Origin of the sequence: Bradyrhizobium sp. 172, assembly GCF_023101065.1 — a bacterium.
GTDB classification, from domain to species: Bacteria; Pseudomonadota; Alphaproteobacteria; order Rhizobiales; family Xanthobacteraceae; genus Bradyrhizobium; species Bradyrhizobium canariense_D.
The window spans coordinates 1041987-1054318 of sequence record NZ_CP064701.1 but is presented as its reverse complement, the minus strand read 5'-3'; the positions used below and the strand labels follow the sequence as shown (position 1 = coordinate 1054318).

At 63.9% G+C, this 12332-nt stretch carries 8 protein-coding genes; 6 read left to right on the top strand and 2 right to left on the bottom strand.

Annotation, left to right across the window (positions count from 1 at the left end):
- Positions 1 to 178: 178 nt before the first annotated feature.
- A complete protein-coding gene (locus IVB07_RS04915) occupies positions 179 to 520 on the top strand; it encodes a hypothetical protein (protein ID WP_018453396.1) in 342 nt (113 codons plus the stop codon).
- Here the strand turns inward: IVB07_RS04915 and IVB07_RS04910 are convergent.
- Complete coding sequence (locus IVB07_RS04910; RefSeq protein ID WP_018453395.1) at positions 494 to 4609, bottom strand: GAF domain-containing protein; 4116 nt, start codon at positions 4607 to 4609, stop codon at positions 494 to 496. The two genes, IVB07_RS04915 and IVB07_RS04910, sit on opposite strands and share 27 nt — an antisense overlap.
- A gap of 46 nt (positions 4610 to 4655) precedes the next feature.
- Here IVB07_RS04910 and IVB07_RS04905 point away from each other — a divergent pair, with 46 nt between their 5' ends.
- From IVB07_RS04905 to IVB07_RS04890, 4 genes are all read left to right on the top strand, one after another.
- Positions 4656 to 4832, top strand: a complete 177-nt coding sequence (locus IVB07_RS04905) for a hypothetical protein (protein ID WP_157642888.1) — start codon at positions 4656 to 4658, stop codon at positions 4830 to 4832.
- Between the two features lie 72 nt (positions 4833 to 4904).
- On the top strand, positions 4905 to 5957 hold the full coding sequence (locus IVB07_RS04900; protein WP_018453394.1) for an Ldh family oxidoreductase: 1053 nt from the start codon (positions 4905 to 4907) through the stop codon (positions 5955 to 5957).
- Between the two features lie 36 nt (positions 5958 to 5993).
- Positions 5994 to 7361, top strand: coding sequence for an LLM class flavin-dependent oxidoreductase (locus IVB07_RS04895; protein ID WP_247767501.1), 1368 nt, complete (start codon positions 5994 to 5996; stop codon positions 7359 to 7361).
- A 15-nt stretch (positions 7362 to 7376) separates the two neighbouring features.
- Complete coding sequence (locus IVB07_RS04890; protein WP_018453392.1) at positions 7377 to 8162, top strand: fumarylacetoacetate hydrolase family protein; 786 nt, start codon at positions 7377 to 7379, stop codon at positions 8160 to 8162.
- 103 nt (positions 8163 to 8265) lie between these two features.
- Here the strand turns inward: IVB07_RS04890 and IVB07_RS04885 are convergent, their stop codons facing one another.
- The gene (locus tag IVB07_RS04885) at positions 8266 to 8721 is read right to left on the bottom strand and encodes an Lrp/AsnC family transcriptional regulator (protein ID WP_018453391.1); all 456 of its coding nucleotides are present in this window, start codon (positions 8719 to 8721) and stop codon (positions 8266 to 8268) included.
- 153 nt (positions 8722 to 8874) lie between these two features.
- Between IVB07_RS04885 and IVB07_RS04880 the strand changes: the two genes are divergently transcribed.
- On the top strand, positions 8875 to 12324 hold the full coding sequence (locus IVB07_RS04880; protein WP_018453390.1) for an indolepyruvate ferredoxin oxidoreductase family protein: 3450 nt from the start codon (positions 8875 to 8877) through the stop codon (positions 12322 to 12324).
- The last annotated feature ends 8 nt before the right edge of the window (positions 12325 to 12332 follow it).

The window sequence follows — 12332 nt, the reverse complement described above, 5'->3', positions numbered from 1 at the left end:
GAGACTGTCACAGTCGGTGTCGGCAACTTTCCCGGCCGCCGCGTGTTTTGTATGGCCGCCGACACAAGCGGCACAATCGGCTCAGCCAATTGCGCGAGCCAGCTTTTCACAGCGAAGGCCACGATCGAGTCCGCGCATCGGCCTGCTTTCAGGCGCGACCCAAGGGAGCACGGAACGAATGCATCAGGCCGCAAACCTGCAATTCGAGCGCATGATGGACGAGCTCGTCCTCTGGCAGGCCGTACCGGAGGGCGAACGATCGCCAGCGCCGGCCTGGTGGTGGGGTCCGGCAATGGCGGTGCTCGACGCGCACGAGCCGATGCCACACGCGTGGTGTTCTGAACTCGGTCTGAGCCACGACTCGAGCTTTGCCGAAGGCGCGCACGCCCTGCTCGCCCTGTTCGCCAAGCAAACCTCGCCGACCTGGCCGGATGATTTTCCGCGCAAGGCGGAAATCAAGGAAGACGACGCCCGCGAGCTGCACCCGCAGCCGTCAGACGACAGCGCTTTTCAACCGTAGCGCCGCGGCCGCGGTGGCGGCATGGTCCGGCTCCGGCTGGAGCGGCGGCGCGTAGGGCAGCTCCATGGGCTGCAGCAGCTCGGCCATCTGCCGCGCCGGCAGCGGCTTGGAGATCAGGAAGCCCTGCATCTCGTCGCAGCCATGGGCGCGCAGGAATGCCTCCTGTTCGGCATTCTCGACGCCTTCCGCCACCACGGTCATGCCGAGCGCCTTGCCCATGCTGATGATCGCCTGCGCGATCGCCTGGTCTTCCAAATCCTGCGGCAGGTCGCGCACGAAGGAGCGGTCGATCTTGATGGTGTCGATCGGGAAATGCTTCATCAGAGACATCGACGAATAGCCGGTGCCGAAATCGTCGATGGCGAGACGGATGCCGCGACTCTGGATGGCGTCGAGCACCTTGAGCGCGCGCCCGACGTTGCGCATCATCATGCTCTCGGTGACTTCGAGCTGGAGCAGCACCGGCGACATTCCACTTGCGGCGAGCGCCTCGTCGACGTCCTGCAAGAGATGCTCGTCGACAAACTGGCGCGGCGACAGGTTGACCGCCATCGATACCGGCAAAAGGCCGCGGCGCTGCCAGGCCATGGCTTGCGCGCAGGCCTCCTTCACCACCCAGCGGCCGATCGGCACGATCAATCCGGTCTCCTCCGCAAGCGGAATGAACTGCGCCGGCGAGATGCTGCCGAGATCGGGATGCCTCCAGCGCAGCAGGGCTTCCACGCCGGTGATCTGGCCGGTCTCCATGTCCACCTTGGGCTGGTAGTTCAAAGTGAACTGATTCCGCTCCAGCGCCCGGCGCAGCGCACTCTCCAACGACAGCCGCTCGATCGACTGCGTCTTCACTTCCTTGGAGAAGAAGCGATAGCCGTTCTTGCCATCTTCCTTGGCGAGATACATCGCCATGTCGGCGTTCTTTGTTAGCATCTGAACGTCGGAGCCGTTGGTCGGATACATCGCGATGCCGATCGAGGCCGTGGTGTGGCACTCGTGCCCCGCTAGCTCCATGGGCTCGGCAAGCGCCGTCAGCAGCCCGGTCGCGATGCGCTGGACGTCGTCGACCTCGCCGCATTGATCGAGGATCACTACGAACTCGTCGCCGCCGAGCCGCGCCACCACGTCGCTTGCGCGCAGGGCACCACGCAGCCGGTTGGCCACTTCGAGCAGGAGCAGGTCGCCGGCCTCGTGGCCCAGCGAATCATTGATGACCTTGAAACGATCGAGGTCGATGAACAGCACCGCAAAGCGCTGATCGTGGCGCTGCGCCTCGTCGATCGCCTCATGCAGCAACCCGTTGAAGGTCTCGCGGTTCGGCAGGTCGGTCAGGCTGTCGTGCGAAGCGAGGTATTCGATTCGCTCGTCGGCCTGGTTTTTCTCGTCGGCCCGGTCGAAATTCTCCATCGCGAAGGAGACGTTGTCGGCGAGGCGCTGCAACAGCTCGACGAACTCGGCCGTGAAGGTGCCGGGCTCGGTCGACATGTAGATCATGACGCCGACGGCCCGATCGTGTGCGACGAGGGGAAAAGCCGCGCCCGACCGCGCGCCGTCGTTGCGGACAATGGAATGAAAGGCGCGAACGCGATCGTCATTGAGATAGTCGTTGCTGATGCAGGGCTGGCGGGTGCGGAACGCCGTGCCGCTCATTCCGCGCCCCTCGGGGCGCTCGGGGTCGATTGATAGGCGGACATTGCGCGTGGTGTCAGACGACGGTCCGGCGCTCGACACGATCTCCAGCTGATCGCTATCGACCCTCGCCAGCGCAATGGTGGTCGAGGTGAACTTGGCGCCGTTCGATGCGGCGAGACAGACGAGGTCGAACAGTTCGGCGCGCGACTTCGCCCGCATGATCGCCTCGTTGGTCGCGCTCAGCGCCGCGAACATGCGAGCCAAACGCTCCGTCCGCGCCTCGTTGCGGGCCTTTTCCTCGGCGCGATCGAAATTATCGAGTGCAAATGACACGTTCTCGGCGAGGCGCCCGAGCAACTCGACCATATCGGGTGTGAACGTATTCTCTTCCGGCGCGAGGAAAAGCAGAATGCCGATCGGCTCCTGGCCGGCGCGCAGCAGCGGGAAGCTGGCAGCCGCTCGCGTTCCATCTTCGATCGCCTTAGAGTGCCAATGCGCCGCTCGGAGGTCGTGGAGATAGTCGTTGATGACGCTGGGCCCGCGGGTCCGCAGCGACATCCCTATGATTCCGCGACCCTCAGGATGGTCGGCGGAAACAAAGCAGGTGCGTCCCACCATCCGCTCCTGGAGGCGCCCCTTCACGGCGACCACGCGAACGAGTTCACGCTGGTCGTCCATAATGCCGATTGTCGCCGAGGCGAATACGCCGCCGAGCACGGCTGCCTGGCACGCCCCTTCGAACAGCTCCTCGCGCGTCTTGGCGCGCATGATTGCCTCGTTCGTCGCGCTCAGCGCCTCGAACATGCCGCTCAACCTGTCACGCTGCCTGTCGGCCTTCGCCTTCTCGTCGGCACGGTCGAAGTTCTCCAACGCGAAGGCGACATTGGCCTGGAGCTTGCGCAATAGCTCGACGAATTCGTCCGTGAAAGTGCCGCACTCGGGCGAATTGAACAGGAATACGCCTTCGACGCTGTCGCCGTTGAATAGCGGCATCGCGGTTGAGGACCTAATGCCATTGCGACGCGCGCTGGCGTGCCAAGGCTTGAGGCGGGCGTCTGCCAGGACGTCGTTGCTGATACAGGGCCGCCGCGTCCGGAACGCGGTGCCGGTCAGCCCTCGTCCTTCCGGCTCCTTGTCGCTGACCGACAGCCTGAAGGATCGCACTTCCTCGGCGTTCGGTCCGAAGGACGCAACAACACGAAGCAGTCCCGCATCGCGGTCAAGCAATGCAATGGAGGTCGAGGCGAACTTGGCGCCGTGCACCGTGGCTTCGCAAACCAGATCCAACAGTTCGCTGCGCGACCTTGCCCGCAGAATGGCTTCGTTCGTCGCGCTTAGCGCTGCGTACATACGCGCCAGCCGATCCTCCTCCAAGGCGATCTGGGCCTTCTCCTTGTCGCGGTCGAAGTTCTCGAGCGCAAAGCACACGTTTTCGGTCATGCGCAGCAACAATGCGACGATGCCTTCGTCTTTCGCCCAAGCTTTGCTCACGAAGAAAAACAGCACGCCGATGCTGGTGCCACGCTTGATCAAGGGAGCAGCCACGCAGGCGACGGCGCCGGCATTGACGTTGGCCTGCTCCCAGGTGGTCCCCTTGGTGCGATTGACGAGGTCGTCCTCGACGATCGCTTGCTGGGTCCGGAACACCTCGCCGGAGATGCCCTTGCCGTAGGGACTCTCCGGATCAATCGAGTAGCGCGACTGTCTGATCAGATCCAGATTATGTCCGGTCGCTGCCACCGGCGTCAGCCATTCGGAATCCGGCTCGTGCAGCAGAACGAAAGTGGCAAGCGATTTGCCGCTATAAACAGCGGCGTCGCAGACCCGCTGGTACAAGTCCAGCTCGGTGCTGGCTTGCAGAATTGCTTCGTTCGTCGCACTGAGCGCGCCGAACATGCGGTTGAGCCGCCGCACTGCCCGCTCGCCATCCAGGCGGGCTCCCTCGGTCGCGAAGCTCTCCAGCGCGTGAGAGATATTGGCCGACATCCGCTCGAACAACGAGACCATCGCCTCGTCGAGCGAGCCGGCGCCCGACCGCGTAACATACAACACCCCAATACTGCGTCCCATGCAGACCAGGGGTAGCGCCGCGGCCGCGCCGACACCCGCCGCCACCGCGCCGTTGCGCCATGCCAGCGAACGCGGATCGTTCAGGAAATCGTTGCTGATGCAGAGCTTCTGGCTGCGGAACGCCTCGCCGCCCACGCCCAAGCCTTCCGGCGTGCCAGCCTGCGTGGTGATCTCGATCGCGCTCAGCCGCGCCACGTCATCGCCGCGACCAGCGGCAAAGCGAAGCTTATGGCCATCCGGCTCCACAAGGAACACGGCCACGGCCATGAAGTCTCCACTCGCAAACCCGGCGTCGCAGACCTTCTGGTACAGCTCATCCGGCGATTTCGCGTAGAGGATCGCTTCGTTGATGGCGCTCAACGCCGCAAAGGTGCGCGCGAGTGTCGTCGGCACGATCTCAGCTCCCGGGCATTTCTGCCTTTTTTTCCCGGATGACGTTATGACCGGCGATCGCCTAAGTGGTCGTTATTGCGCGCTGCAAACCATCGATCAAAGTGAACGAGCTGCGAACGACCTGCGCCAATCTGTCGAAAATGCCACCGCGCGGGACGAATCTTCGCCCGACGGCCCTGCTCGCTGCGAATTTGCAGCCCTGTATTGGTTTACAGGAGATTGATATCGCAGCCGCGCTTTGAGACCATGGCGCCCAACAAGCAGCCTGTTAAGGGCACCATGCCGGGGAAGCGCCATGCCGATCGTCCATGCCGACCGCCTCACGCGCATCAGCGCAGCGCTGCTTCGGGTTGCCGGGGCTTCCGAGGAAGAGGCCGACGCGGTCGCAAACGGCTGCGTCAACGCCAATCTCGCCGGCCACGATTCCCACGGCGTGATCGCCATTCCCACCTATGTTGACCGGATCAAGGCCGGCCACATCGTGCCCGGCGCCAGATGGACCATCGTGCAGGAATCGCCGACGACGACCGTGATCGACGGCCAGTGGGGTTTTGGCTTCCACGTCAACGCCAAGGCGATGGCGCTGACGATCGAGAAAGCGAAGACGGCGAATGTCGCCGCCTGCACCGTGTTCCGGCAAAGCCATGTCGGCCGCCTCGCCGCCTATCCGCTGATGGCAATGCGCGAAGGCATGATCGGGATCGCAACGGCGGATTCCGGCCGTTCGCCGAAGCATGTGGCGCCATTCGGCGGCAAGGAGGCACGGCTCGGCACCAATCCGATCTCGATCGCGGTGCCGTCCGACCTCGATGCGCCGTTCTACCTGGACATGGCGACCTCTGCGGTCGCGGCCGGCAAGATCCAGCTCGCGGTCGCCCGCGGCGAGGAAATCCCGCCGGGGTGGATCATCGATGCCGAGGGACGGCACACTACCGATCCAACCCAGTATCGCAAGGGCGGCGCGCTGCTGCCGCTCGGCGGCACCGAGGGCTACAAGGGCAGCGGCCTCGCCGCAATGGTCGAGGTCCTGTGCGGCCTGCTCACCGGCCTCGGTTTCGGCGTCGAGCCCACGGGCCGGCACAATGACGGCTGCTTCATGGCCGTGTTCAACGTCGCCGCGTTTCGCCCGCTGCAGGATTTCAAGCGCGAGGTCGCCGAGTTCGCACACTATCTCAAATCGACCCCGCCCTCCGAGGGCAGCAAGGGCGTGTTCTATCCCGGTGAGATCGAGGGCTTGCGTGAGCAGCAGCGCCTGCGCGACGGCATCGAGATCGAGGATGCGACCTGGGAAAAACTGCGCGCGCTGGCGCGCGAGTACAGGCTCGACACGGTCCTCGACCTGGCCTGACGGATTTCGGCCTGACGCAATTCGGAGAACAGCAGCATGACGCGGCAGATGGTACTGGTCGGCTTCCTTCAGGCCCAGAACTGCACGAATTTGCCGAGCTCGTGGCGACATCCGGACTCGCGCGACGATTCGATGTCGGCGGACTATTATCAGGAGATCGCCAAAATCCTCGAAGCCGGCAAGTTCCACATGGCCTTCTTCGACGACCGGCTGGCGATGCCGGACCGCTACGGCAACGATCACGCCCACACCGTCGAATACGGCATCCGCTGCGTGAAGATGGATCCGCTGATCGTGCTGACGACGATGGGCATGGTGACGGAGAAGCTCGGGTTGGGTGCGACCGGCTCGACGACTTATTTCGAGCCCTTCGACATCGCCCGCCGCTTCGCAACGCTCGACCTGATGTCGGGCGGACGCGCCGGATGGAACGTCGTGACCTCGCTCAATGACGGCGAGGCCTTCAACATGGGCCGGGATTCTCATCCCGAGCACGACGCCCGCTATGACCGCGCCGACGAATTCATGGAGATCGTTCTCGGCCATTGGGACACCTGGGAAGACGGCGCGCTCATCATGGACAAGACGAGCGGCCGCTTTGCCGATCCGGCCAAGGTGAAGCGGCTCGATCACAAGGGCCCATTCTACAAGTCCCGCGGTCCCTTCACGGTGCCCCGCTCCGACCAGGGCCATCCCGTGATCATCCAGGCCGGCGCGTCCGGCCGCGGCCAGCGCTTTGCAGGACGATGGGGTGAGGTGATCTTCACCGCTGCACGCAATCTCGCCGCCGCCAAGGAAGGCTATGCGTCGGTGCGTAACGAGGCCGCGAAAGCCGGCCGCGATCCGGAGGCGATGTTCCTCTGCAACCTGACGACACCGGTTTGCGCCGCGACCAAAGCCGAGGCCGAAGACAAGATGGCGCTGATCAACAAGCTGCCGCTGCAGATCGACGCGCTGTCGCTGCTGGCCGAAGCGCTCAACTACGATTTCGCCTCCAAGGATCTCGACGAGCCGCTGACGACTGCAGAGCTGAAGAGCATGCAGGGCATTCTGGGCATCCGCGACGGCGTGCTCAAGAACTCCGGCAAAAGCAATCCGAGCGCGCGCGACTTCGTCACCTTCTCCGGCCGCGGCCAGGTCCAGGATGCGATGGTCGGCGGTCCCAAGGAGATCGCGGACAAGCTCAAAGAAATGTTCGTTGAGCGCGGCTGCGACGGTTTTGTCATCGCCGCGACCTATGTGCCCGGCTCCTATGCCGATTTCGTGCAACATATCGTCCCGGAATTGCAGCGGCGCGGATTGTTCCAGAAGGAATATCGCGGCAAGACGCTGCGGGAAAATCTCGGGCTCAAGCGGCCGGCTGCCGGCGACTGGAAAGTGCAGCCGCGCGATGCCGCGGAATAACAACGGAGACACGGCATGCGCTGGCTGAAATTCACCGCTGCGGACAAGACGTCCTGGGGGATCGTCGAGGGTGACCAGGTCATCGCGATCGAGGGCGATCCCTTCGGAGAATGGCAACGCACCTCGCGCACGTATCAGCTCTCGCAGGTCAAGATCGAACTGCCGCTGATTCCGCGCACCTTCTACTGCGTCGGCTTGAATTACCTCAAGCATCTGAAGGAAGCCGCCGACAAGCGCGGCGAAGTGCCTGCTGTCCCCGACCGCCCCGAGATCGGCTATCGCGCGCAAAACGCGCTGATTGCGCATGACGAGGACGTCGCGATCCCGTCCTTTGCGACGGACAAGATCCACTACGAAGGCGAACTCGTTGTCGTCATCGGCAAGAAGGTGAAGCATCTCACCAATCAGAATGCGATGGATTGCGTCTTCGGCTACACCATCGGCAACGACGTCAGCGAGCGCAGCTGGCAGAAGGCCGACCGCAGCCTGTGGCGCTCGAAGAACGCCGACACGTTCAAGCCGATGGGCCCGTGGATCGAGACCGAGGCCGACCTCGACAAGATGGAAACGATCGTCCGGGTCAACGGCAAGGAGACCAACCGCTTCCACACCAACGACATGATCTTTGGCGTGGTGCCGTTCCTAGTCGAGCTGACCAAGTATTTTACGCTATGGCCGGGCGATGTGATCTGGATGGGCACGGATGGTGCCTCGCCTGATATCAAGCACGGCGACGTCGTGGAGATCGACATCACCGGCATCGGCACGCTGCGGAACAGGTTCGTGCGGGAGGAGCGGTGATCCTCATCCTGAGGAGCTTGCGAAGCAAGCGTCTCGAAGGATGAAGGCCCGGTTGTGGCGTCGCGCTTCGAGACGGCCGCTACGCGGCCTCCTCAGCACAAGCTCAAAACGGCAGCGCGACGCCCGTCTTGATCTCCTTCAGCACCACGTTGCTTCTGACATAGCGGATGCCGGGAATGCGGAACATGAAGTCGTCGAGGAATCTGTTGTACGCCGCCATATCCTGCACGACGACACGCAAATGGTAATCGGCATCGCCCGTGGTCGCAAAGCACTCCAGCACCTCACGCCGCGTGGTCACCCGCGCGACGAACTCGTCGACGAATTTTGCGTCGTGCCGTTCCAGCGAGACGTGGAGGATCGCGGACATCGCAAAGCCGGCCTGCTCGCGCGCGACCAGGGCCGCATAGCCCCGGATGGCACCGCTCTCCTCCAGCGCGCGCACCCGGCGCCAGCATGCCGAAGTCGACATGCCGACTGCGTCGGCGAGCTGCTGGTTGGTGGCGCGGCCGTCCTTCTGAAGATAGGCGAGAATCCGCGCGTCCTGGTCTTCGATCATGGAAACCACCAAAATGGATTAATCTACCTTCCCGTAGATCGTTTTGGATAACTCTACCATAATAGGTACGCCATTCGGAAAGAAAGGTAAGACCTACCAGTTGCCCAGGCTTACCCTTCTCCCATCCGGCAAGGATGCCGTGGGGAGGTCCGCATGGCCGCCATTTCGTCTCTCGATCCTTACGAGCTTTCCGACCGCTACGATCGCGAACGGGGCCGCGTCTTCCTCACCGGCACGCAGGCCATCGTCCGCATCGCGCTCGACCAGGTGCGGCGCGACCGTGCCGCGGGGCTGAACACGGCGGGCTTCATCTCAGGCTATCGCGGCTCGCCACTCGGCGGGATCGACCTCGAGCTGTGGCGCATCCACGAGCGACTGAAGCGGGACCGCATCGAATTCCTCCCCGCAGTGAACGAAGATCTTGCCGCGACCGCCGTGCTCGGCTCACAACAGGTCGAGACGCAAGCCGACCGCGAGGTCGATGGCGTGTTCGCTCTCTGGTACGGCAAGGGCCCCGGCGTCGATCGCTCCGGCGATGCGCTGAAACACGGCAACGCCTACGGCTCCTCACCGCATGGCGGCGTTCTGGTGGTCGCCGGCGACGACCATGGCTGCGTCTCGTCCTCGATGCCGCACCAGTCCGACGTCGCCTTCATGAGCTGGTTCATGCCGACGCTCCACCCCGCAAGCGTCAGCGAATATCTCGAATTCGGTGAATATGGCTACGCGCTGAGCCGCTTCACCGGCATGTGGGTCGGCTTCAAGGCGATCTCTGAGATCGTGGAATCCGGCGCGTCCGTCGCGCTGCGCCCACCGCGGGCCTTCCACGCGCCAGACTTCACGCCGCCACCCGGCGGCCTGCACTATCGCTGGCCCGATCTGCCCGGCCCGCAGATCGAGGAGCGGCTGGAGGCGAAGAAGCACGCGGTCTACGCCTTCGCAAAGGCTAATCCGATCGATCGTCACATCTACGACATCCCGGACGCCACCTACGGCATCGTCACCACGGGCAAGGCCCATCTCGATCTGATGGAAGCGCTGCGGCTGATGGGTCTCGACGAAGCGGACTGCCGCAGCATCGGCATCGACATCTACAAGGTCGGCATGGTCTGGCCGCTGGCGCTGCATGACGCGATGGCGTTCGTGAGGGGCAAGCGCGAGATCCTTGTCGTCGAGGAGAAGCGCGGCATCATCGAAAGCCAGTTCAAGGAATATTTTTACGATTATCCGGGCGAAAAACCCGAGCGCATGGTCGGTAAGCATGACGAGCAAGGGGCGCGGCTGATCTCCTGGATCGGCGAATTGTCACCGCGTGCGCTCGCTGGGGTGCTCGCACGCCGTCTCGATCCGATGTTCCCAGGCCTCAATCTCGCCGCACGCGCAGCCGGCTTGATGCCTGAGGCCTCGCGCACGATCAACGTCAGCGGTGCGACGCGTACGCCCTATTTCTGCTCGGGCTGCCCGCACAATACATCGACGAAAGTGCCCGAGGGTTCGAAGGCGCTGGCCGGCATCGGCTGTCATTTCATGGCCAGCTGGATGGACCGCGAGACATCGTCCCTGATCCAGATGGGAGGCGAAGGCGTGAATTGGGCCGCCTCGTCACGCTTCACCGGCAACAAGCACGTGTTCCAGAATCTGGGCGAAGGCACCTATTATCATTCGGGTTCGATGGCGATCCGGCAGGCGATCGCCGCCAAGGCCAACATCACCTACAAGATCCTGTTCAACGATGCCGTGGCGATGACCGGCGGCCAACCCGTCGACGGCCCAATCAGCGTCCACGCTATCGCGCACAGCGTCCGCGCCGAGGGCGTTGCGCGCATCGCGCTGGTGTCGGACGATCCGGCGCAATTTCCGCCAGGCGATCTTCCGGTCGGCGTGTCCCTCCATCCGCGCGAGAAGATGGACAGCGTGCAGCGCGAGCTGCGCGATATTCCCGGCGTCTCGGTGCTGATCTATCAGCAGACCTGCGCGACAGAGAAACGGCGTCGCCGCAAGCGTGGACAGATGATCGATCCCAAACGCTTCGCCTATATCAACGATCTCGTCTGCGAAGGCTGCGGCGACTGCTCGGTCGAATCCAACTGCCTCAGCGTCGAGCCCAAGGAGACGCCGTTCGGCCGGAAGCGCCGGATCAACCTCTCATCCTGCAACAAGGACTTTTCCTGTCTCAACGGGTTCTGCCCGAGCTTCGTCACCGTCGAGGGCGCGAGGCGCCGGAAGAAGGGCGCGAGTCGGATCGACGCGGTCGGCCACGCGGCCACGCTTCCCCTGCCCGCGCCCGCAACGCTCGACCGTCCCTATGATCTGCTCGTCACCGGCGTCGGCGGCACCGGCGTGATCACGGTCGGCGCGCTGATCGGCATGGCGGCCCACCTCGAAGGAAACGGTGTCTCGGTGCTGGATTTTACCGGCTTTGCGCAGAAATTCGGGCCGGTGCTGAGCTACATCCGGTTGGCCGCATCCCCCGACGCATTGCACCAGGTCCGTATCGACCAGGGCGCGGCCGATGCGCTGATCGGCTGCGACCTCGTCGTCAGCTCCTCGCCGAAGGCGTCCGGCACCTATCGAAAAGGTACGCGCGCCGCGGTCAACACCGCGGAGATGCCGACCGGCGACGTCGTCCGCTTCCGTGACGCCGATCTCGCCTCACCCGCCCGCCTGCGTGCGATCGGCCAGGTGATCGGCGACGGCAATCTCGACACCATCAACGCCAATGCGCTGGCCGAGCGCCTGCTCGGCGATGCCGTCTATGCCAATATCGTCATGCTGGGCTTTGCCTGGCAGCGCGGGCTGCTGCCGGTCTCGCTGTCGGCGCTGTTGCGCGCGATCGAGCTCAACGGCGTCGGGGTCGAAAGCAACAAGCAGGCTTTCGCCTGGGGCCGGATTGCAGCCGCCGATCCCGACTTCTTGCCGAAGGTGGACGAAGCGCCGAAGGCCGAGACGCTCGACCAGCTGATCGACCGCCGCGCCGACTTCCTCACGGCTTATCAGAACGATGCCTACGCAGCGCGCTATCGAGAGCGCGTTGCAAGTGTTCGCCATGCCGAAGCCAGCCTGAATAGCGAGGCATTGACCCAGGCGGTCGCGCACGCCCTGTTCAAGCTGATGGCCTACAAGGATGAGTACGAGGTGGCGCGCCTGCACATGCAGACCGGCTTCCTCGACGAGTTGAAAGGCGAATTCGAAGGCGACTTCAGCATCCAATATCACCTTGCCCCGCCGTTCCTGCCGTCGAAGCGCGATGCCCGCGGACGTCCGCGCAAGCACGCCTTCGGACAGTGGATCCAGATGCCGCTCGCCATGCTGGCGCGGGTGAAGGGATTGCGCGGGACGCCGTTCGATCCGTTCGGCTACACGGCGGAGCGGCGCGCCGAGCGGGAACTCATCACCTGGTACGATGGCGTCATCAAACGGCTGCTCGGCGGACTCGACGCGGCGCAACTGCCAAGCCTGGTCGCCATTGCAAAAGCGCCGATGGATATCCGGGGCTACGGGCCGGTTAAGGACGCCGCGATCGGGAAGGTGAAGGCCGAGGTCGAACGGCTGTTCGCCGAGCTCAATGCGCCATCACCTGCAAGGATGCGCGCCTACGGTTGACGGAGCGC